The organism is Amycolatopsis sp. NPDC005232 (assembly GCF_040607795.1).
Classification (GTDB): Bacteria; Actinomycetota; Actinomycetes; order Mycobacteriales; family Pseudonocardiaceae; genus Amycolatopsis.
In genome coordinates, this window is record NZ_JBEXHL010000038.1 from 21,415 (window position 1) to 41,053 (window position 19,639).

At 69.4% G+C, this 19,639-nt stretch carries 20 protein-coding genes; 9 read left to right on the forward strand and 11 right to left on the reverse strand.

Translation table 11 applies throughout. From position 1 onward, the window contains the following. Nucleotides 1-28 precede the first annotated feature (28 nt). The gene (locus ABZU76_RS42930; RefSeq protein ID WP_354881502.1) at nucleotides 29-589 is read right to left on the reverse strand and encodes a YceI family protein; all 561 of its coding nucleotides are present in this window, start codon (nucleotides 587-589) and stop codon (nucleotides 29-31) included. Between the two features lie 110 nt (nucleotides 590-699). Between ABZU76_RS42930 and ABZU76_RS42935 the strand changes: the two genes are divergently transcribed. From ABZU76_RS42935 to ABZU76_RS42945, 3 genes are all read left to right on the forward strand, one after another. Further along, nucleotides 700-1,179, forward strand: coding sequence for a MarR family transcriptional regulator (locus ABZU76_RS42935; RefSeq protein WP_354881505.1), 480 nt, complete (start codon nucleotides 700-702; stop codon nucleotides 1,177-1,179). Nucleotides 1,180-1,207: 28 nt separating this feature from the next. Continuing rightward, on the forward strand, nucleotides 1,208-2,200 hold the full coding sequence (locus ABZU76_RS42940) for a glutathione S-transferase C-terminal domain-containing protein (protein ID WP_354881508.1): 993 nt from the start codon (nucleotides 1,208-1,210) through the stop codon (nucleotides 2,198-2,200). A 108-nt stretch (nucleotides 2,201-2,308) separates the two neighbouring features. Next, nucleotides 2,309-3,223, forward strand: a complete 915-nt coding sequence (locus ABZU76_RS42945; RefSeq protein ID WP_354881511.1) for a DJ-1/PfpI family protein — start codon at nucleotides 2,309-2,311, stop codon at nucleotides 3,221-3,223. A gap of 70 nt (nucleotides 3,224-3,293) precedes the next feature. Here the strand turns inward: ABZU76_RS42945 and ABZU76_RS42950 are convergent, their stop codons facing one another. The 3 genes from ABZU76_RS42950 to ABZU76_RS42960 all read right to left on the reverse strand — a co-directional run bounded on the left by ABZU76_RS42950 (nucleotide 3,294) and on the right by ABZU76_RS42960 (nucleotide 8,520). Next, nucleotides 3,294-4,040: an SDR family oxidoreductase gene (locus ABZU76_RS42950; protein WP_354881514.1), complete on the reverse strand. Its 747-nt coding sequence runs from the start codon at nucleotides 4,038-4,040 to the stop codon at nucleotides 3,294-3,296. A gap of 108 nt (nucleotides 4,041-4,148) precedes the next feature. After that, complete coding sequence (locus ABZU76_RS42955) at nucleotides 4,149-5,033, reverse strand: LysR family transcriptional regulator (RefSeq protein WP_354881517.1); 885 nt, start codon at nucleotides 5,031-5,033, stop codon at nucleotides 4,149-4,151. A 394-nt stretch (nucleotides 5,034-5,427) separates the two neighbouring features. Further along, the gene (locus ABZU76_RS42960) at nucleotides 5,428-8,520 is read right to left on the reverse strand and encodes a BTAD domain-containing putative transcriptional regulator (protein ID WP_354881520.1); all 3,093 of its coding nucleotides are present in this window, start codon (nucleotides 8,518-8,520) and stop codon (nucleotides 5,428-5,430) included. A 436-nt stretch (nucleotides 8,521-8,956) separates the two neighbouring features. Here ABZU76_RS42960 and ABZU76_RS42965 point away from each other — a divergent pair, with 436 nt between their 5' ends. From ABZU76_RS42965 to ABZU76_RS42975, 3 genes are all read left to right on the forward strand, one after another. Beyond that, nucleotides 8,957-9,508 carry a hypothetical protein gene (locus tag ABZU76_RS42965; protein ID WP_354881523.1) on the forward strand — a complete coding sequence of 184 codons (552 nt, stop codon included), beginning with the start codon at nucleotides 8,957-8,959 and terminating at the stop codon, nucleotides 9,506-9,508. Nucleotides 9,509-9,579: 71 nt separating this feature from the next. Continuing rightward, the gene (locus ABZU76_RS42970; RefSeq protein WP_354881526.1) at nucleotides 9,580-10,137 is read left to right on the forward strand and encodes a hypothetical protein; all 558 of its coding nucleotides are present in this window, start codon (nucleotides 9,580-9,582) and stop codon (nucleotides 10,135-10,137) included. Next, nucleotides 10,134-11,120 carry a hypothetical protein gene (locus tag ABZU76_RS42975; protein WP_354881529.1) on the forward strand — a complete coding sequence of 329 codons (987 nt, stop codon included), beginning with the start codon at nucleotides 10,134-10,136 and terminating at the stop codon, nucleotides 11,118-11,120. The genes ABZU76_RS42970 and ABZU76_RS42975 overlap by 4 nt, the downstream gene beginning before the upstream one ends. A gap of 10 nt (nucleotides 11,121-11,130) precedes the next feature. Here the strand turns inward: ABZU76_RS42975 and ABZU76_RS42980 are convergent, their stop codons facing one another. The 3 genes from ABZU76_RS42980 to ABZU76_RS42990 are packed head-to-tail and all read right to left on the reverse strand — an operon-like array spanning nucleotide 11,131 to nucleotide 12,535. Then, nucleotides 11,131-11,535: a VOC family protein gene (locus tag ABZU76_RS42980; RefSeq protein WP_220246681.1), complete on the reverse strand. Its 405-nt coding sequence runs from the start codon at nucleotides 11,533-11,535 to the stop codon at nucleotides 11,131-11,133. Nucleotides 11,536-11,544: 9 nt separating this feature from the next. After that, entirely contained in the window at nucleotides 11,545-11,994 is a 450-nt protein-coding gene (locus ABZU76_RS42985) for a helix-turn-helix transcriptional regulator (protein WP_354881531.1), read from the reverse strand. A gap of 19 nt (nucleotides 11,995-12,013) precedes the next feature. Next, a complete protein-coding gene (locus tag ABZU76_RS42990) occupies nucleotides 12,014-12,535 on the reverse strand; it encodes an N-acetyltransferase family protein (protein ID WP_354881534.1) in 522 nt (173 codons plus the stop codon). Nucleotides 12,536-12,578: 43 nt separating this feature from the next. Here ABZU76_RS42990 and ABZU76_RS42995 point away from each other — a divergent pair, with 43 nt between their 5' ends. Together ABZU76_RS42995 and ABZU76_RS43000 are read left to right on the forward strand one after the other, a co-directional pair. After that, a complete protein-coding gene (locus tag ABZU76_RS42995; protein WP_354881537.1) occupies nucleotides 12,579-13,133 on the forward strand; it encodes an XRE family transcriptional regulator in 555 nt (184 codons plus the stop codon). 45 nt (nucleotides 13,134-13,178) lie between these two features. Further along, nucleotides 13,179-13,799 carry a hypothetical protein gene (locus ABZU76_RS43000; protein WP_354881540.1) on the forward strand — a complete coding sequence of 207 codons (621 nt, stop codon included), beginning with the start codon at nucleotides 13,179-13,181 and terminating at the stop codon, nucleotides 13,797-13,799. Between the two features lie 69 nt (nucleotides 13,800-13,868). Here the strand turns inward: ABZU76_RS43000 and ABZU76_RS43005 are convergent, their stop codons facing one another. The 4 genes from ABZU76_RS43005 to ABZU76_RS43020 all read right to left on the reverse strand — a co-directional run bounded on the left by ABZU76_RS43005 (nucleotide 13,869) and on the right by ABZU76_RS43020 (nucleotide 18,886). Then, nucleotides 13,869-14,855, reverse strand: a complete 987-nt coding sequence (locus ABZU76_RS43005) for an LLM class F420-dependent oxidoreductase (protein ID WP_354881543.1) — start codon at nucleotides 14,853-14,855, stop codon at nucleotides 13,869-13,871. A 54-nt stretch (nucleotides 14,856-14,909) separates the two neighbouring features. Continuing rightward, entirely contained in the window at nucleotides 14,910-16,496 is a 1,587-nt protein-coding gene (gene ligD / locus ABZU76_RS43010; protein WP_354881546.1) for a non-homologous end-joining DNA ligase, read from the reverse strand. A 37-nt stretch (nucleotides 16,497-16,533) separates the two neighbouring features. Then, the gene (gene ctaD / locus ABZU76_RS43015; RefSeq protein ID WP_354881549.1) at nucleotides 16,534-18,270 is read right to left on the reverse strand and encodes a cytochrome c oxidase subunit I; all 1,737 of its coding nucleotides are present in this window, start codon (nucleotides 18,268-18,270) and stop codon (nucleotides 16,534-16,536) included. Between the two features lie 91 nt (nucleotides 18,271-18,361). Next, the gene (locus ABZU76_RS43020) at nucleotides 18,362-18,886 is read right to left on the reverse strand and encodes a MarR family winged helix-turn-helix transcriptional regulator (RefSeq protein ID WP_354881552.1); all 525 of its coding nucleotides are present in this window, start codon (nucleotides 18,884-18,886) and stop codon (nucleotides 18,362-18,364) included. 84 nt (nucleotides 18,887-18,970) lie between these two features. Here ABZU76_RS43020 and ABZU76_RS43025 point away from each other — a divergent pair, with 84 nt between their 5' ends. Continuing rightward, the gene (locus ABZU76_RS43025; RefSeq protein ID WP_354881555.1) at nucleotides 18,971-19,612 is read left to right on the forward strand and encodes an NAD(P)H-dependent oxidoreductase; all 642 of its coding nucleotides are present in this window, start codon (nucleotides 18,971-18,973) and stop codon (nucleotides 19,610-19,612) included. The last annotated feature ends 27 nt before the right edge of the window (nucleotides 19,613-19,639 follow it).

Consider the following 19,639-nt stretch of genomic DNA (forward strand, 5'->3'; position numbering starts at 1 on the left):
CCCGGTTACCCGGGGTCTGAGGCGAGGTTCAGGCGTTCTTGATCGCCGAGACCTCGAACTCGAGGGTGACCTTGTCGGACACCAGCACGCCGCCGGTCTCGAGCGCGGCGTTCCAGGTGATGCCGTAGTCCTTGCGGGAGATCGTGGTGGAGCCCTCGAAGCCCACGCGGTCGTTGCCGAACGGGTCCTTCGCCGAGCCCTCGAACTCGAAGGGGATGGTGATGGACTTGGCAACGCCCTTGATGGTGAGGTCGCCGGTCACGTCGAAGCTGGTGTCGCCGGTCTGGGTGATGCCGGTGGACACGAAGGTGATCTGCGGGTACTCGTCCATCGAGAGGAAGTCGTTGCTGCGGATGTGACCGTCGCGGTCGGCGTTGCGGGTGTCGATGCTGTGCGCCTGGATGGTGACCTTGGCGCTCGAGTTCGCCGGGTTCTCACCATCGACGGTGAAGGTGCCGTCGAACTCGTTGAACGCGCCGCGGACCTTCGTCACCATCGCGTGGCGGGCGACGAAGCCGATGCGGCTGTGGGCGGCGTCGATCGTGTATTCGCCGGTCAGCTGGGGGTAAGTGGTGGTCGCGCTGGTCATGAGATCTCTTCCTTCGGGGTTCGCTCCCCCAACCGCTTGGTTGAGGGCTCAACAAGACTCTAGCCCACATAACCTGATTGCGCGAGCAAGTATTCCGGTAGACTGCCCATATGGTGGACAGAGTGCCGTTGAGCAGGGAAGAAGAGGCCGTGTGGCGGCCGTTGACGCGGATCATCACCGTGTTGCCGCGCGTGCTGGAAGACCATTTCGTGAACGAGACCGGCATCTCGATGACCGACTACACCGTGCTCGTGTCCCTGTCCGAGGCCGAGGAGGGGTGGCTGCGGCTGTCCGACCTGGCCAAGGCCACGGCGCTCTCGCTCAGCCGCATCAGCCGCGTCGTCGACAGCCTGGTCAAGCGCGGCCTGGTGGAGAAGGTCAAGTGCGAGAGCGACGGCCGCGCGGCCAACGCGTCGCTCACCGAATCGGGTCGGGCGAAGCTCGCGGGCGCCTACCCCGGGCACCTCGCGCGCGTACGGTCGCACCTGTTCGACCACCTGACCCCCGATGAGATCCGCGGCGCGGGCCCGATCCTCGCGCGGGTCGCCGCGGCGCTGGAGCCGGACGGCGCCCAGCCGTGTCCCGAGTGACCTGCAACCCTTCGACGAAAGTGGTGTCATGACCGCCGACAAGGGCGAGTTCAAGCGCGACCAGAACTACATCCCCGACCGCATCACCGCCGACGGCCGCGACGGCTGGCCTGTGGAGCCCGGCCGCTACCGCCTCGTGATCGCCCGCGCGTGCCCGTGGGCCAACCGCGCGTCGATCGTGCGCCGGCTGCTGGGCCTGGAAGACGTGCTGTCCATGGGCATCTGCGGGCCGACGCACGACCAGCGCAGCTGGACGTTCGACCTCGACCCGGGCGGGCGCGACCCCGTGCTGGGCATCGAGCGCCTGCAGGAGGCTTTCTTCAAGCGCGACCCGCAGTACCCGCGTGGCATCACCGTGCCGGCGATCGTCGACGTGCCGACCGGCCAGGTCGTGACCAACGACTTCAAGCAGATGACGCTCGACCTCTCCCTGGAGTGGCGCGCGTACCACCGCGAAGGCGCGCCGGACCTGTACCCGGAACCCCTGCGCGACGAGATCGACGACGTCGCCGACAAGGTGTTCCGCGACGTGAACAACGGCGTGTACCAGGCCGGTTTCGCCAGTTCCCAGGAGGCGTACGAGAAGGCGTACAACGCGCTCTTCGCCCGTCTCGACTGGCTCTCCGAGCGCCTCGCGAACCAGCGCTACCTCGTCGGTGACACCATCACCGAGGCCGACGTGCGGCTGTTCACCACGCTCGTCCGCTTCGACCCGGTGTACCACGGCCACTTCAAGTGCAACCGCGAGAAGCTCACCGAGATGCCGGTGCTGTGGGCCTACACGCGCGACCTGTTCCAGACCCCCGGTTTCGGTGACACGATCGACTTCGACCAGGTCAAGGAGCACTACTACGTGGTGCACCGCTCCATCAACCCGACGGGCGTCATCCCCGCCGGACCCGACCTGTCGGGCTGGCTGACTCCGCACGGCCGCGAAGAGCTGGGCGGCCGTCCGTTCGGCGACGGCACCCCGCCGGGGCCGCCGATCGAAGGCGAGCAGGTGCCTTCGCTGGCGGCGTGACGAGTTTCGTCATTGCCGGGCCCACGAGGGCAGCACCCTTACCCGAGGTCTCCCGGACCTGCGCCGATGCCGCCGGTCCGGGGGACGCTCGCGGGTAGCGTCGCGCTCATGACGAGGGTGGTGTTCCTGCTCGCACCTCAGGCGTACCTGCTGGACATCGCGGGCGCGGCCGACGTGTTCCTCGCCGCGCGTTCGCTGGGCCTGCCCTACGAGCTGGCCTACTTCGCCGAAGAACCCGACGTGCCCACCGCCGAGGGTCTGCCAGTGCGCGCCTCGACCCGCGTCCCCGTCCTCAGCCGCGACGACATCCTCGTGGTCCCCGGCGGCGCCGGCTTCACTCCGGGCGTCGCCCCGGCCATGCCACGCGGGCTCGACCTGCTGCGCGTCCACCACTCCGCGGGCGGCCTCGTCGCGAGCGTCTGCGCGGGCACCGTCGCCCTCGCCGAGGCGGGCCTGCTCGACGGTCACCGCTGCACCACCCACCACGACCTCCAAGACGACCTCGCCCTGCACTACCCGGCCACCACCGTGGTCCGCGACGTGCTCTACGTCGTCGACGGCCGCGTCGCCTCCTCCGCCGGCATGGCCAGCGGCATCGACCTGGCGCTGCACCTCGTCGCCACCGCCCACGGCCCCGGCGTCGCAGGCCGCATCGCGCGTTCGCTCGTCTTCTACGCACGCCGCAACGGCCAGCAGTCCGTCACCGGCCTGCTCCGCCACCGCAACCACCTGTCCGACCTGGTGCATCGCGTGCAGGACCTGATCGAGACGCGCTACGCGGAACCCCTGCGCCTTTCGTCCCTGGCGCGGGAACTGGGCTGCAGCGAGCGGACCGTGACGCGGCACTTCGTCGACGCGGTGGGGATGACTCCGTTGCGCTATCAGCAAACGCTGCGGTTGGAACACGCCGAGCACTTGCTGGCGGACGGGTCGACTCTCGAGGCTGCAGCTCGCAGTGCCGGCTTTGCGGACTCGCGGTCGCTGCGGTTGTTGCGGAAGTCGAAGGAACTGCAGCACCAGTAGGTTTTGTCCACAACGGAGCTATGGGTGAGCCGTCGCCCGACAAGCGCCAGCTCACCCACCCGAGAAATCCTTACACCGCAACCCGTCCGCCATCCACCGGCAGCACCGCGCCGTGGATGAAGCTCGCGCCGCCGGTCACCAGGAACACGATCGCCGCCGCGATCTCGTCCGGGCCGGCGGGGCGGCCGGCAGGGGCGAGCGACGCGAGCTGATCCAGGCTTTCGCCCATCACGGCCGTGCCTTCGGTGCGTGTCGGGCCCGGGCTGACGGCGTTCACGCGCACGCCGCGCGGGCCGAATTCCGCGGACCACGACTTCGTCAGCAGCTCGAGCGCCGCCTTGCTGGAGCCGTAGAGGCCCATGCCCGCGGCACCGAACTCGGCGACCATGGTGGACACGTTCACGATCGACCCCGCGCCGCGCGTGGCCATCGCCGGCGCGAGGGCCGCGACGAGGAAGTACGGCGCCTTCACGTTCAGCGCGTACACCGCGTCGAAGTCCTGCTCCGACGTGTCCTCGGTGGGGCCGAAGGGGAACACGCCGGCGCTGTTCACCAGCACGTCGACGCGTCCCGTCACCGCGAGGGCGCGAGAAGCGAGGTCCTGCGCCGAGGCCGCGTCGGCGAGGTCGGAAGCCAGGAACGCGGCCTGCCCGCCCTCGGTGACGATCTCCTTCACCACCTGCTCACCACGGCCGGCGTCGCGACCGCTCACCAGCACGTGGGCGCCGAGCTTCGCCAGCGCCACCGCCGTCGCGCGCCCGATGCCGCTCGTCGCGCCCGTGACCAGAGCGGTGGTTCCCGACAGTTCTGCCGTCATTTCAGTCACTTCTCCCGAGTCCGGCCGCGCTGTGGTGCGCAGCCGCCTCGTTCAAGCGAAACAGCCCGGTCAGCCTTCCGACCTGGCGATACAGCTCGCTTATGACCCCTATAAGACGTCCAGTGCCGCCACCAGATGCCCGAGGTCACGCCGGTGCGACGACGCCGCCCACACCGCCCACGTCCGCCGCACGAGTGGAGACCCGATCAGCGGACACCACGCCAGGTGCTCGGGGATGGGCTGCGTCCAGTTCGGCGGCGCGAGCGTGAACGTGCCACCCGCGCTCACGGCTGCGAACTTGAGCTCGGAGATCAGCGAGTGCCCTGCCGTCGGATCGGGGCCGATTTCGAGACCGTGCGAACGGAAGATCGCGGTCACCTCGTCGTACCACGCCGGACTGCCCTCCCTCGGGAACCCGATCCACTCCAGCCCGACCAGCGCGTCGAGCCGGATTCCGTCGGGCCCCGCGAGCTTGCCGGCCTGCTCCTTCGACAGCAGCACCCCGAGCTTCTCCTCCAGCACCGGCATCGCGTCGAGCTCCGGCCCCACCGGTCGCTCGCGCACGAGGCCCAACTCGAGCTCGCCCTTCTGCAACAGCCCGAACTGCCCGGTCGTCGACGCGTGCACCACCTGCACCCTCGTGTCCGGAAACGCGGCGGCCAGATCGGCCAACGCCCGCGCCATCAAATCCGGCGGCAACTCCAACGGCATCCCGACGCGCAACAGAATCCCCGACGCATGCCGCGTCACCGCCGCCACCGCCTGGTCATGCCTCGCCAGCACCGCGCGAGCCTCACCCGCCAACGTCATCCCGGCCTCCGTGGGCTGCACACCCGCGTTGCTGCGGACCAGCAACTGCACCCCCAGCTGCCGCTCCAGCGCCTGCACCGTCTGCGACACCGCCGGCTGGCTCACGTGCAACCGCCGCGCCGCCGCCGACAGCCCACCCTCCTCGACCACGGCGACGAAGGCGCGCATTTCTCGGATCTCCATGGGGTTCATCGCACCATGGGTGTCTATGAGGGGGTGGGTGGCGGTGTCTCGGCGTCCGGGCGTGGTGGGGGTGGTGGAGGATCGTGCCGTCCTTGTGGGACCCCTTGGTGACCCATCTGTCCAACTGTCACATTCCGACCGTCACGCGGCTCAGCCACTTTTGGAACGCGCCGGGTCAGCGGGCCAGCCATCTTCGAAATGGTCACTGATCGGCAGAAGCCGTGTGGTTTCACCTTCATCGGGGGCCGGCCGGGGAAAGGTCGGGGGATTGGTTGAGGAGATCTTGGGTTGGGTAGACCCGCCATCTTCCGGGTAGATGGCGTATCTGGCGGAAAGTGGGTGCTTGGCCGTCGGTGGAGGGCCTACTGCAGGTTCGTGTGGCGACCGGTGAACCTTAGTGTTGCTCGAGAACCCCTGTGACCATGGTGCCCAAGGTATCCATGCTCATCGGTTCCGCATCATCCACATTGATCAAGTGGCCCAACCGCACTGCGTCGGGTGAGCTGTGGTCTGGGCCGCCGCTCAGTTCGTAGGCTGTCTTCAGTAGGTGTGTCGCGTTTTCCGCTTGGCCGATGCGAAGGGCGTGATCTGCAATCCCCACGACCACTTGTGACAAATACATCGCGTCGCCGGCTGTGGTGGTCAGGTCGAAGGCGGCGCGCCGTCGGGCTGCGGCCTTGGCGAGGTTTCCATTGTCCGCGTCCACGAATGCGCGGGACTGAGTCATCATTGCTTGGAACAGGGGATGCAAGGGCAGGTGCTGGACCAAGCTGTCGGCCCGGTCAAAGAACCTGACCGCAGAGCCGGCGTCTCCGCGCCACCGGGCCAGGTCGCCCTTGGCCTGAGCGAGGCCGGCGAGTGCGTCCGGGGAAACTACTACCGCCGCGTCACGGTCGGCGGCGGCGAGGGCGGCGTCGGCGGAAGCGGGATCGCCCATCAGCCAGAAGAGTTGGGCTTGGCGGCCCCAGATGTACAGGACGTCTTCCAGCGTGCCGATTTCCGTGACGACGTCGATGGCTTCGGAGTAGTGGTCGACGGCTCGGTGGAGTTCGCCGTTGCGGGCGATGAGTTCGGCGAGGCTGCTCAGGGCCAGGGAGCGGCCCCAGCGTTCGCCGGTGAGGCGGAACAAGCGCACGGATTCTTCGAGGTCGGCTTCGGTGGCGGCGCGGCCGTGGCTGGTGTTGAACTGCAGGCGGGCGCGGGTGAGGCGGGCGTGGGCGCGGAGCCAGGGGTCTTCGTCGGCCAGGAGGGTGTCCAAAGTGTCCAGACGTGGGGGTGCGCCGGTTGGGGTGCCGGACAACAGTTGTTCGAGCGGGGCCATGAAGCGGAGGGCCGGGTGGGCGCGCGGGCCGCCTTCCGTCAGTTCCATGGCGGTGTGGATCCAGGACTCGGCGGAGCGGTCGTCGGCCAAGCCGGCGGTGGAGAAGAGGACGCAGAGGGCATTGGCGGAGGCGCGGTCTTCGTTGTCCACCTCGCCGGGGACGGCGAGGGCGGCGACGATCAGTTCCATGCCTTCGGCGCGGTGACCGCCCAGGAGCCAGTACCAGCCGGAGGCGACGACGAGGCGGATCGCCGTGGCCGCGTCGCCTGCGGTGATGGCGGAGCGGACGGCGGAGGTGAGGTTGCCGTGGTCAGCGGTGAGGCGGGCGAGCCATTCGAGCTGTTCGGCGCGGCGCAGGTGGGGATCGGCGGCTTCGGCGAGCTGGGCGAACCAGGTGGCGTGGGCGCGTCGCAACAGCTCGGGTTCGGCAGCTTCGGTGAGGCGCTCCAGGGCGTAGGCCTTGATGGTTTCGAGCATGGTGTAGCGCGGTTCGGGCGTGTCCGAAACGACGAGGAGAGACTTGTCGACAAGGGCTGTGAGCAGGTCAGGAGCGTCCTCGGTGCCACAGACCGCAACGGCTGCTTCGGAGGTGGCGCCGCCGGAGAAGACGGCGAGGCGGCGCAGCAGGGTGCGCTCGGCGTCGGACAGGAGTTCCCAGCTCCAGTCGACCACGGCGCGCAAGGTGCGGTGCCGGGGGAGCGCGGTGCGGCTGCCGGCGGTCAGGAGACGGAAGCGGTCGTCGAGGCGGGCGGCCAGTTGGGCGATGGTGAGGGAGCGCAGGCGCGCGGCGGCCAGTTCGACGGCGAGGGGCATGCCGTCGAGGGCGCGGCAGATGCTGGTGACGGCGTCGACGGTCGACGCGTTCACCTCGAAGCCCGGGCGTACCGCCGCGGCGCGGTCCGCGAGGAGGCGCACGGAAGCGCAGGCCATGGCGTCGGCGACGCTCGCGTCCTGCGGTGGCAGGGCAAGCGGCTCCACCGGCCACAACGCTTCCCCCGTGACGGCGAGCGGTTCGCGGCTCGTCGCGACGATGCGCAAGCGGGGGCATTCGCCGAGGAGCCGTTCGGCCAGCTCGGCGGCGGCGTCGATGACGTGCTCGCAGTTGTCGAGCACCAGCAGCGCTTCGCGGTCGCGCAGGGCGCCGACGGCCCGGTCGACGGGCGTGCCGCCGGCGGTCAGGCCGAGCTGGCCCTGTTCGCGCAGGCCGAGAGTGGTCAGGACGGTCTGCGCGACGTCGGCGCCGTCGGCGATGGGGGCGAGCTCGACGAGCCAGACGTCGCCGCGCGTGCGATCGAGGAGCGTGCGGGCGGTTTCGGTGGCCAGGCGCGTTTTCCCGGCGCCGCCCGGGCCGGTCAGCGTGGTGAGGCGGTATTCGGCGACGAGCTTGGCAACCTGGGCGACGTCGGCGTCGCGGCCGACGAAGCTCGTGAGGCCGGCGCGCAGGTTGTTGCGCTGCTCGTCGTGACTGTCCACAGGGGAATCGCGCAGGATTGCCGTGTGCAGCGCGGAAAGCTGCGCCGACGGGTCCGTGCCGAGCTCTTCCGCGAGGGCTTTGCGGACGCGTTCGTAGGCCGTCAGCGCGTCGGCAGGCCGCCCGGCGGCGCACAGGGCGCGCATGAGCGCGGCCGCGAGGCGTTCGCGTAACGGGTGTTCCGACAGGAGCGTGGTGAGCTCCGCGACCAGCTCCTCGCCGCCGCCCAACCGCAACGCTGCCTCGGCGTGGTCCTCCGCCGCGCCCAACCGCAGCTCGGTGAGCCGGGCGAGCGGGGCTTGGAAATAGGTGCTGTCGGCTTGACCGGGACCCCGCCACAGATCCAGCGCCTCCCGCAGCAACGTGACGGTCTCCGCATCGCCCACCTGCCGCGCCTTCGCGACCAGCTCCTCGAACCGCGTCGCGTCCACACTCACCGACAGCCGGTACCCCGTGGGCGTCGACTCCAGCGTCACCCCGGCCTTGCGCAGCCGCGAAACGAGCGCCTGCAACGCGTTGGCAGTCGCCGGCGGGTGCTCACCCCACACCGCGTCGACCAGCCGGGCCGCCGACACCTCCCGGCCGGGCTCCAGCGCCAGCGCACTGAGCAGCGCCCGCAGCCGCGCGCCCGCGACCTCGACGGGCGCGCCGTCGTCCGTCCGGACCTCCAGAGGGCCGAGCAAGCTGATCCGCACCGCTCGATTCTGCCCGGTCCACGGCGGCGGCACCTCGGGGAGATCCCCGGAGTTCAACCGCGCGTTGCGCCTTGCCGCGCGGAATCGCTCGGACGGTGGTGATCGGCTGTCGATGGGCGGGATCCGTGGCTGATTCGGCTCTTGGAGAACTCGCCCAGTAGCCCCGGTTTCGCCGCTCAACGGCGACTGAACCGAAGTTGTCCACATCCACCCCGAGTTGTGGACAACTTCGCCCTCCGACTGGGTTGACCACGGGTTTTGTCGGGGGTGGCCGATAGACTGGACAAGGGCACGCCCCCCAGGGAGGGCGGGGGTCTGTCTGGCGGTGGAGGGGGCCAAGGGCGCACAGTTCGGCGGCTGGGTGCTGCGCCAGCCTCGGCGAGAATTACGCTCGCGATGTGGGTAACTTACGTTCGGTGAGCTTTCGAGGACGACGATGAGTTACCCGCCGCAGCCGGGTGGGCAGTGGCCCCAGCAGCCATACCCCCAGCAGCCGTACCCGCAGCAACAGCGGGCCCAACCCGGCTACCCACCACCCGGCTACCCGCAGCAGCCCAAGAAGCGGAGCCTCCTCTGGCTCTGGATCACCCTTGGCGTCGTCGTGGTGCTGGCGGCCGGCGTTGCGCTCACGGGCTTCGTCGCGCCCGGGTTCTTCCTGAACAAGAACCACCCGGTCGGCGCCGCTCGCACTCTGCCTGAGCCGCAGTTCATGAACGAGCTTCTCGGCAAGCTCAACGCCCACGACCTCGCCGGAGCCGCCGCGTATGTGTGCGAGTCGGCGGACGAGAGTCCGGCCTCGCTGGTGCACGGGCATTTCGCGGACCCGAACGTGGGGCACTACCGCGTCCGGGAGGTCGAGCCGCTGCACGAGATCACGCAGTTCGTGGGCGTCGACTCGGACTTCCCGGGAAACCCGACGCCCTACCGCGCCACGTTCATGCTGCGGCAGGGGCCCGACGGCGGGTTCTGCCTCTTCGGCGTCATCTGACCGGCGGCGACACTCCACGGCAAGCCGCGTCGTTCCCGGAGGTTGGCGCGGTTCGTACCTACAGTGGCCGGGTGACTACGCCAGCGCAGCACAAGCGCGAGCAGGCGACGGCGCGCGTCGCCCGGGTGCAGGAGACCATCCGGGCGCGGCTGGGTGCCCTGCCGGAAGCCGGGGATGAGCGGACGCGTGCCCTCGACAGCCTGGTCGACGCTGCGGAGGACCTGCTGCGCACGGAGCACGAGGTGGAGATCGCGACCGAGCAGGTGCGCGCGGCGAAGCTGGAGGCGCAGCGGGCCGGCGCGCAGCGGCTGTCGCTGTACCTGGCGGCGGCGCCTGTCGCGGTGGGGATGGTCGCCGGCGCGCTGATGCTGTTCGGCGGCATCAGCGCGGTGTGGATCCTGTTTGCGCTGCCGCTGCTCGGCGCCGGGCTGCGGATCGCGCTCGGGCCGCTCGGGCCGACGCCGCTGATGGTCGGCCGGCGGCTGCGCGCCGCGTACACGGGGGCGGCCGCGGCGGGGCTCACGGCCGCGTCGCTGCTGGTCCCGGGCGCCGTGCAGACGATCCTGGTGGTGCTCGCCGCGGTCGCGACCGCGGGCACTGTCGTGTTCCTGGTGCAGGAGGTCCGATGACCTACTCCGAGTACTACCCCGACACCGAGTACTACCCCGAAGGCGAGGAGGAAACGGACAGCGAGTTCGACGCGCTGTCCGAAACCGTCGACGGCATGCAGGAAACCGTCGTCGACCTCGAGTCGCGCACCGGGCGCGAGCTGACCGAGCTGCGCGAGACGTTCGAGTCCTTCTCCGACGCCCAGGTCCGCCACGAGTCCCGCCTCGACCTCGCCACGCGCCAGCTCGAACGGCTGCGCCAGCGCCTGCAGCTGCTCGAACGCGCGGTGCGCGTGTCGGAGAAGGTGCCGGTGGTGGACCTCGACGACGTCGGGCCCGCGTTGCGCAAGCTCGCCGCCGATGCCGAACGTCGCCACGCGCTGGCCGCGCAGCTGATGACGGCCAACCAGCGCCGGCCGTACGAAGAGGACATTGCGCGGCTGCCGCAGGCACGCGAAGCGTTGGCAGAGAGCGAAAACGCGCTCATCAACGTGCTCGCCATCCTCTCGGCCACCCAGCACGGCGACGAAAATCGTGGCAGCGCCGAGTCACGACTGTCCGAAGTGGTCGCCCGTCGCCGCGGTGTCCTCGATCGTCAGCTGCCCGCCGCGGTCAAGGACGTCGAAGCCGCGAAGCAGGTGCTCGACGCCGACGACGTCACGCGCACCCGCGTGCTGCCGCAGATCGAGAAGTCCGAACGCGACTGGGAAGAGCTGCACTCCAAGCTGCGCGAACGCATCACCGACGCGATCGGCTCCAGCGCACTGCTGCCCGTGTGGTTCACGCACGCGTTCGGCGTCGCCCCGCCGTCCGGTGCGGCGGGGGACCGGTGGATCCGCGCGGCGACGTCGGCGCTGGCCTACCGCGTGACCCACGGCGTAGCCGACCAGGCGCTGCCGCTGGGCGAGCCCCCGGCCGACGACACCGACTGGACCCAGCCCCAGTGGTCCTGGCGCGCCCGGCTCGAGCAGGACATCGAGGACCTCGACATCAGTGGAGACTGATCGGGTCTGACTAGGCCTGGGCGATCCGCACGAGGTTCCCCGCCGGGTCGCGCACGGCGGCGTCGCGCACGCCCCAGAACTGGTCGGCCGGCTCCTGCAGCACCTCGGCGCCGGGCGCGGCGGCGACCTTGGCGAACGTCTCGTCGAGGTTGTCCGTGCGCAGGTTGATCGCGCCGAGCTCCCCCTTGGCGAGCAACGCGGCCACGGTGTCGCCGTCGGCCTTGGACCGGCCGGCGTGCGGCTGCGACAGCACGATCTCGATCTCGGGCTGGGTGTCGGTGGTGAGGGTGACCCAGCGGAAGCCGTCGTTGGCGACCTCGTTGCGCACCTTGAACCCCAGCGTGTCTCTGTAGAACGCGACGGCCGCGTCGGGATCGTCGACGATCACGTGCACGGCGGCGATGGAAACAGTCATGCCGTGAGGTTATGCGGGCGCGCCGACGGACGCTTCTCCAAAACTGCTCTGCTGCGGCGCGCCGCCGGTCTTGCGCGGCCGCGTCGCCACCATCGTCTGGCACGGCGGCACCGCGGCTACGTGCTCGTGGTCGCGCGCGCGGTAGGCCGAGGGCGTGTCGCCGACTAGCTCCGTGAACCGCGCGGAAAACGACCCGAGGCTGGTACACCCGACGGCGAAGCACGCTTCGGTGACGGTGAGACCGTTGCGCAGCAGCGTCTTGGCGCGTTCGATGCGGCGGGTCATCAGGTAGGAGTACGGCGTCTCCGAGTACGCCTCGCGGAAGCGGCGGCTGAAGTGCGCCGTCGACATCAGCGCCGTGCGGGCGAGCGCGGGCACGTCGAGGGGTTCGGCGTACTCGCGGTCCATCCGGTCACGGGCCCGGCGCAATCTGCGCAGCTCGTCGAGGTCGGCGCTCATGGGCTCCATTCTGCACTGCTCAGCGTGGTTCCTCCGGCGATTGGTCCGAATCGGGCACGAGCGAGCGCTGCGCCCACGCCACGTCCCGCCATGCTCCGTGTTTCCACCCGATGCGCCGGTACGTGCCCACGGGCTCGAACCCCAGCGCCGTGTGCAGGCCGACGCTGGGCTCGTTCGGCAGCGTCATCCCCGCGACGGCCGTCCGGAACCCGCGCTCGGCGAGGCGTGCGAAGAGCGCTTCGTACAGCGCGCGGCCGCCACCCGTGCGTCGTCGCCCCAGCTCCAGGTACACGCTCACCTCGCACGACCAGCGGTACGCGGCGCGCTCCTTGAACGTCCCGCCGTACGCGTACCCGGTCACGCGTCCGTCGATCTCCAGCACCAACCACGCGTGCGTCTTCGCGACGCGCCTGATGCGCTCCGCCATTTCCACGCTGGTCGGCGGCTCCGTCTCGAACGTGATCGTCGTGTCGAGCACGTATGGCGCGTAGATCTCCGCGCACGCTTCGGCGTCGCGCTCGTCGGCGTCTCGGATCAGCATGGTTCACTATAGTAGCGGTTATTGGCTGTTATAGTGTCACCTTGTGACGGACCCCCTGTCAGCCTCCCTGGCCTCGACCCTGCGCGACGCCCGCCTCGCCCACGACCTCTCCGCCGGCACGCTGGCAGAACGCTCGGGCGTCTCGCGCGCCATGATCGGCAAAATCGAACGCGGTGAAGCCCAGCCCACGGCCGTGTTGCTCAGCCGCCTCGCGTCCGCTCTCGGCCTGACCTTGTCGGAACTCATCGCCCGCGCCGAGACCAGCTCCGACCGTCGCCTCATGCGCTTCTCCGAGCAGCCGACGTGGACTGATCCGGTCACGGGGTACGTGCGCCGCGCCGTCTCACCGCCGGGCTCCACGGAACTCGTCGAGGTCTCTCTCCCGGCCGGCGCTTCGGTCGGCTTCCCGGAGGATTCGTACGCGTTCGCGGACCACCGGATCTGGGTCTTGTCGGGCCACCTCCGCTTCGTCGAAGGCACCACCGTGCACGAACTCGACGCGGGGGATTGTCTGCACCTCGGCCGCCCGGTGCCGTGCACCTACGTGAACCCGACTGCGGACGTTTGCCGATATCTGGTGGTGCTGACGAAACGGTGACCGCGGACGTCTCGCCCGATAAGGTCTGCGTTCTTGGGGGGAAACATGACCGATGTGAAGATCCGCCGGCCCATCGGCGCGGGCGAAGCCCTAGCCGTCGCCGGCGGCCTGCTTTCCGGCGCTTTCGCGGCGTTCGCCTACTACAACGAAGTCCTCCGCCTCCTCGCCCACGCCTTCGTGCTGTGGATCGCGCTGGTGGTCGCCGTCTCCGCAGGCCGCGGCCCGCGCCGCGCGTACGTGCGCACCGTCGCCGCCCTCCTGCCCGCCGTGGTGGCGTTCTACGTCGGCAAGAAAGTCATGTACGGCCTCAAATACCCGGGCATGCCGTACGCGATCGACACCCAGACCCTGCTGCTGTGGTGCTTCCTGGCCGTCCTCGCGGGCACCCTCGGCCTGGCCTTCCGCTTCGTCGGCGCCCCCACCCGCGCCGGCACCCTCGCCACGGCGGCCGCCGTCGGCCTCCTCTTCGCGGACGCCGTCCGCGAATGGTCTCGCCTCGGCTCCCCCGCCCTGGCCGCGGCGACCCTGCTCGCTCTCGGCGTGGTGCTGGGCCTGGGGGTGCGTTCGCGGCGGCAGCTGGGGTTCGTGGCGTTGTGGGTGGTGCCGTTTGCCTTGGCTGCCACGGTGTTGGTGGCACTGCCCGACGTTCTCGAATCGTTGGTCTGACTGTCCCGTGTCCGGCGGCCACAAAACCGGCCGGCACCCGAAAGGGCACCGGCCGGCAATCGAAAACCCTCAGACCAACTCCGGAATCACCTTCGACGCGAAAAGCTCGAGGCCCGACCGGTCGTACGCCGCCTCCACGAAGTAGGAGATCGCGTACGTCATCCCGAGATCTTCCATCTCCTTCAGCCGCTCCACGATCTGCTCCGGCGTGCCCACCAGCGGGCCGTTCTCGAAGCTGGTGACGGTGGACTCCAGCACATCCGCCGGCAGATACCGCTCGTAGTGCGAACGGATCCACGCCAGCCGGTCCTGCACGTCCTTCTCGGTTTCGCCGATCACGACGTTGTAGTTGGCCGAGCGGACGATCGAACCGAAGTCCGTGCCGAGGTCCTTGCAGTGGCCCTCCAGCACCGACGACTTGTGCTTGAAGCCCTCGACGTCGCCGACGAAGTTGGTGTACTGGGCGTACTTCGCGGCCGTGCGGAGGGTCTTCTTCTCGCCGCCGCCGGCGATCCACAGGGGGATTCCGCCGTCCTGCAAGGGAAGGGGGCGGGAGATGGCGCCGTCGACCTGGTAGTGCTTGCCGTCGAGGGTGGCTTTGCCCTCGGTCCACAGCTGGCGCATGATCTCGACGCCCTCGTCGAGCATGCCGAGGCGCTCACCGGCGCTGGGGAAGCCGTAGCCGTACGCGCGCCACTCGTGCTCGTACCAGCCGCCGCCGATGCCCATCTCCACGCGGCCGCCGGAGATCACGTCGATGGTGGCCGCGACCTTCGCGAGGTACGCGGGGTTGCGGTACGCCATGCAGGTGCACATCTGCCCCAGCCGCACGCGCGAAGTCGCGGCGCCGTAGGCCGCCATGAGGCTCCACGCCTCGTGGGTGGCTTCGTCGCTCGGCACGGGCACGGTGTGGAAGTGGTCGTAGACCCAGATCGACTCGAACGGTCCCGCGTCGGCGAAGCGGGCGAGGTCGAGCATGGTGGTCCAGTGGTCGGCCGGGTCGATATCGACGAGGTCGTGACGCCAGCCCTGGGGAACGAACATTCCGAATCGCATGGGCCCGACCCTAGGCCTGGAGCGCACTCCAGGTCCTGCTGAACCGGTGATAACTCACAGTTTCGGCAGCTGCTGCTCCACACCCAGCAACGTCGCGAACGGATCACCGACGGTCTCGACTCGTTCGAGGACTGTCCGAATCGTCCAGTGGTCGGGAGTGAGAACCGGATCGTCGAGCTCTTCCCACCGCAGCGGCACGGAAACCGGCGCACCCGGCCGCGGGCGGACGCTGTAGGGCGCGACGAGCGTTTTGTTCAGCACGTTCTGCGTGTAGTCCAGCCGCGCCTTGCCCCCGCGGCGGTCCTTGTGCCACGCCCAGCTCACCAAATCGGGCAGCGTGCGCCCGATCGTCTTCGACACGGTCTCGGCCCACTTGCGCGTTTCCGCATACGTGTAGCGCGGTTCCACCGGCACCCACACCTGGATCCCGCGCTGTCCCGTGACTTTCGGCAGCCCGACGAGCCCGAGGTGCTCCAAAGCGGTGCGGTGCAAGCGCGCGAGGGCGAGCACGTCGTCGAACGACGTCTCCGGGCCGGGGTCGATGTCGAACAACGTCCACGTGGGGTGCTCGACGTCCTCGATCCGCGACGTCCACGCGTGCAGCTCGAGCGCGCCGAAGTTCGCCAGCCACGCCAGGTCGGCGACGCCTTCGGGCACGAGGTACTGCTGCACGTCGTCGGGATCGGCCTCCTCGTAGTGCCAGCGGTGCAGCCACTTCGGCGCGTGGTCGGGCACTTCCTTGTGCCAGAACCCGGGTTTCTCGATGCCGCCGGGGAACCGGTGTGTGTTGAGCGCACGGTTGGCGAGGTAGGGCAGCATCGTCGGGCCGATGCGCGTGTAGTACCGGATGAGGTCGCGTTTGGTGATCGGGTCCTCGCCGTCACGGCCGGGGACGAGCACCTTGTCGAGGTTGGTCAGCGCCAGCTTCTGCCCGGCGACCGCCCAGCTGCCGCGCGCGTCCAGCTCGTCGAGCGCTTTCAACTCCGAGGAAGACGCGGGGGTGAACTCGGGCGTGAGCCGCACCTCCGCCTCGGCCGCGGGAAGGTCGCTGCGCCAGAGTGCCGGGGGAGCGGCCTTGATCTCGTCGTTGGTGAGGCCGCTCTTCACGGACTGCGGGTGGTCTTCGGCGTCCCAGCCGGCGGTGGCGTGGTCGTCCTGCTTGTGCAGCAGCAGCCACTGCTTCCCGTCGCCGTCGCGGCTGGGGTGGATGAGCACGAAGCGGCCGGCGAGCTTCTCGCCGAACAGGTCGAAGTGCAGGTTGCCGTCGGCGAGCGCCTGCTCGGGATCGTCGGTGTCGACGGGCTCCCAGGTGCCGCGGTCCCACACGATCACGTCGCCGCCGCCGTACTCGCCGTGCGGGATCACGCCCTCGAAATCGGCGTATTCGAGCGGGTGGTCCTCCACGTGCACGGCCATGCGCCGCACCTTCGGGTCGAGCGTCGGGCCCTTCGGCACGGCCCAGCTGATGAGCACGCCGCCCAGCTCCAGGCGCAGGTCGTAGTGCCGGCGGCGGGCACGGTGGCGCTGCACGACGAAGCGGTTTCCCGGCGTGGTGGCCGCGTCGCCGCCCGCGGGCTCGGCGGTGCGCTGGAAGTCGCGCATCTCGCGGTACTTCTTGAGCCGCTCCGCCGCAGAGTCCATGGTCCGCCCTCCTCAAGGCAGCGTAGGACACTTTCGATCAGCGGTCCTCCTCGTTCTCCGCCGCGGACTCGCTCGCGAGCGCCCGGTGGCGCCCGCCGCGGCGGACGTGGCCCTCCTCGCGCAGGCGCTCCACCATGTGCGGGTAGTGCAGCTCGAACGCCGGCCGTTCGGAGCGGATGCGGGGCAGCTCGAGGAAGTTGTGCCGCGGCGGCGGGCAGGTCGTCGCCCATTCCAGGGAGTTGCCGTAGCCCCACGGGTCGTCGGTGTCGACGCGAGCGCCGAAGCGGTAGCTCTTCACCACGTTCCAAATGAACGGCAGCACCGACGCCCCCAGGATGAACGACCCGATCGTGGAGATGGTCTGCATGAGGGTGAACCCGTCGGTGGGCAGGTAGTCGGCGTAGCGGCGGGGCATGCCGGCGTCGCCGAGCCAGTGCTGGATGAGGAACGTGGTGTGGAAGCCGATGAAGGTCGTCCAGAAGTGCCACTTGGCCAGCGGCTCGTCGAGCATGCGGCCGGTGATCTTGGGGAACCAGAAGTAGATGCCGGCGAACGTGGCGAACACGATCGTCCCGAACAGCACGTAGTGGAAGTGGGCGACGACGAAGTAGCTGTCGTGCACGTGGAAATCGAGCGGGGGCGCGGCGAGGATGACGCCGGTGAGCCCGCCGAGCAGGAACGTGACGAGGAAACCGATCGACCACAGCATCGGCGACTCGAACGTCAGCTGCCCCTTCCACATCGTGCCGATCCAGTTGAAGAACTTGATCCCCGTGGGCACGGCGATGAGGAACGTCATGAACGAGAAGAACGGCAGCAGCACGGCGCCGGTCGCGAACATGTGGTGTGCCCAGACGGTCGCGGACAGGCCGGTGATCGCGATCGTCGCGAACACCATCGTCCGGTAGCCGAAGAGCGGTTTCCGGCTGAAGACGGGAATGATCTCCGTGACGATGCCGAAGTACGGCAGCGCGACGATGTAGACCTCCGGGTGGCCGAAGAACCAGAACAAGTGCTGCCACAGGATCGCGCCGCCGTTGGCCGGGTCGAAGACGTGCGCACCGATGTGTCTGTCGGCGAGCAGCCCGAACAGCGCGGCCGTGAGGATCGGGAACGCGAGCAGGATCAGCACGCCGGTGAGCAGGATGTTCCAGGTGAAGATGGGCATCCGCCACATCGTCATGCCGGGGCAGCGCAACGTGACGATCGTCGTCACCATGTTCACCGCGCCCAGGATCGTGCCGAGCCCCGAGATGATCAGCCCGGTGATCCACAGGTCGCCGCCGATGCCCGGCGAGTGGATGGCGTTGGACAGCGGCGTGTACGCGGTCCAACCGAATTCGGGCGGGCCGCCGGGTGTGAGGTAGCTGCTGATCACGATCAGCCCGCCGAACAAGTACAGCCAGTAGGAGAACGCGTTCAGCCGCGGGAACGCCACGTCGGGCGACCCGATGTGCAGCGGCACGATGAAATTGGCGAAGCCGAAGAGGTTCGGGGTCGCGTACAGCAGCAGCATGATCGTGCCGTGCATGGTGAACAGCTGGTTGTACTGCTCGGGTGACAGGAACTGCATGCCGGGCTGAGCGAGTTCCGTGCGCATCAGCAGCGCGGTGAGGCCGCCGATGAGGAAGAACGCGAACGAAGTCGAGAGGTAGAGGACACCGATCGTCTTGTGGTCCGTCGTGCGGGCGATCTTCAGGATCTGCCCGCCCTTCGGCCCGCGCCACGCCGGTCGTAGCGGAACCGGAACGGGCCTGGTCACGGTGTCGGCCATCGATCCTCCCCTCAGGGCGTACCCATTGTGGGCGAGATCACGAGGAGGGGGTGGGGCCGGTTTTTCAACGCGCTTTCCGGTGCGCCGAGGGCTAGCTCTGCAGCGGCTGGTCGTCGTCCGCGACGCAGGCCTGCACGTGGGTGCGGACGGAATCGTCGGCGGCGACGCAGGCTTCGGTCTCCGTGGTGGCGGTGGCCTGCTGGAGGAGGCTGTAGAGCTGTTCGCGCTGCTCGACGCTCAGGGCGCAGAGCACCTCGTCCTCGACGGTGGCCATGGCGAACTCGGCCTTGGCCAGCTTCTTCGCCCCGACGTCGGTGAGCTCCACCACGTGCCGGCGGCGGTCCTCGGGGGAGCGGCGGCGCTCGATGAGGTTGTCGGCCTCGAGGTCGTTGAGCAGGCCGACGAGGTTGGTGCTGTCGATGCCGAGGGTGGCGGCCAGGGCCTGCTGGGTGCTGCTGCCGTGGTCACGCAGCACGGTGAGCGTGAGCAGGTGGCGGGGGCGCAGGTTCATGGGCGTCAGCACCGATTCCGCCCGCGTCCGCACGCGCCGCGAGAGGTGGTCGAGCAGTGCGCCGCACCGGTGGGGCGGCTGGTTCACGACCGGGAGCGAGGCCATGAGTCCAGTATACGAGAACTCACGAGTCGTCCATGTGCTATAAATGGTTTGTCCTACACAAACGATCTATGGACGGCGAACGAGATGCCTCACCTTCTCCACATCGACTCCAGCATCAACGGCGACCGCTCGGTCAGCCGAGCGCTCAGCGCCCGCGCTGCCGCCGCGTGGCGGGCCGCCCACCCCGACGGCACCGTCACCTACCGCGACCTGGGCGCCAACCCGGTCCCGCACCTCGACGCCGCGTCAGGTCTTGCCCGCGTCGTGCCTGCCGAGCAGCGCACGCCGGATCAGAACGAGTCGTGGAAGCTCACCGAGGAGCTCGTCGGCGAGGTCCGCGAGGCGTCCACGGTGCTGCTCGGCCTGCCCCTGTACAACTACGGCGCCCCGAGCGTCGTGAAGGCCTGGGTCGACCACCTGATCGCCCCCGGTCTCGCCTTCGACCCGGCCACGGGCACCGGCCTGCTCGACGGCCGCGAGTTCCTCGTCCTCGCCTCCCGCGGCGGTGGCTACGGCGAGGGCACCCCGCGCTTCGGCTGGGACCACGCCGAGTCCTGGCTCCCGCACGGTCTGGCGATCACCGGCATCGAGCCGCGGTTCATCGCCGCGGAGCTGACGCTGGCGGACACCAACCCGGCGATGGCCAACCTGCGTGATCTGGCGGCCGAGAGCATGGCGGCGGCGGAGCGGGAGATCGACGAGCTCTGGACTCCGGTGAACGCGTAGTCCATCGGACTCTTGGGTCGGACGGCT

Bases quoted from the DNA above. Each gene is read 5' to 3' on its own strand.
- ABZU76_RS42955 (WP_354881517.1), bottom strand. From the start codon at position 5,033: ATGGAGATCCGAGAAATGCGCGCCTTCGTCGCCGTGGTCGAGGAGGGT.
- ABZU76_RS42975 (WP_354881529.1), top strand. From the start codon at position 10,134: ATGACCTACTCCGAGTACTACCCCGACACCGAGTACTACCCCGAAGGC.
- ABZU76_RS42945 (WP_354881511.1), top strand. From the start codon at position 2,309: ATGACGAGGGTGGTGTTCCTGCTCGCACCTCAGGCGTACCTGCTGGAC.
- ABZU76_RS42935 (WP_354881505.1), top strand. From the start codon at position 700: ATGGTGGACAGAGTGCCGTTGAGCAGGGAAGAAGAGGCCGTGTGGCGG.
- ABZU76_RS42990 (WP_354881534.1), bottom strand. From the start codon at position 12,535: ATGCTGATCCGAGACGCCGACGAGCGCGACGCCGAAGCGTGCGCGGAG.
- ABZU76_RS42965 (WP_354881523.1), top strand. From the start codon at position 8,957: ATGAGTTACCCGCCGCAGCCGGGTGGGCAGTGGCCCCAGCAGCCATAC.
- ABZU76_RS42985 (WP_354881531.1), bottom strand. From the start codon at position 11,994: ATGAGCGCCGACCTCGACGAGCTGCGCAGATTGCGCCGGGCCCGTGAC.
- ABZU76_RS43005 (WP_354881543.1), bottom strand. From the start codon at position 14,855: ATGCGATTCGGAATGTTCGTTCCCCAGGGCTGGCGTCACGACCTCGTC.
- ABZU76_RS42930 (WP_354881502.1), bottom strand. From the start codon at position 589: ATGACCAGCGCGACCACCACTTACCCCCAGCTGACCGGCGAATACACG.
- ABZU76_RS42950 (WP_354881514.1), bottom strand. From the start codon at position 4,040: ATGACGGCAGAACTGTCGGGAACCACCGCTCTGGTCACGGGCGCGACG.
- ABZU76_RS42940 (WP_354881508.1), top strand. From the start codon at position 1,208: ATGACCGCCGACAAGGGCGAGTTCAAGCGCGACCAGAACTACATCCCC.
- ABZU76_RS42980 (WP_220246681.1), bottom strand. From the start codon at position 11,535: ATGACTGTTTCCATCGCCGCCGTGCACGTGATCGTCGACGATCCCGAC.
- ABZU76_RS43000 (WP_354881540.1), top strand. From the start codon at position 13,179: ATGACCGATGTGAAGATCCGCCGGCCCATCGGCGCGGGCGAAGCCCTA.
- ABZU76_RS43020 (WP_354881552.1), bottom strand. From the start codon at position 18,886: ATGGCCTCGCTCCCGGTCGTGAACCAGCCGCCCCACCGGTGCGGCGCA.
- ligD (WP_354881546.1), bottom strand. From the start codon at position 16,496: ATGGACTCTGCGGCGGAGCGGCTCAAGAAGTACCGCGAGATGCGCGAC.
- ctaD (WP_354881549.1), bottom strand. From the start codon at position 18,270: ATGGCCGACACCGTGACCAGGCCCGTTCCGGTTCCGCTACGACCGGCG.
- ABZU76_RS43025 (WP_354881555.1), top strand. From the start codon at position 18,971: ATGCCTCACCTTCTCCACATCGACTCCAGCATCAACGGCGACCGCTCG.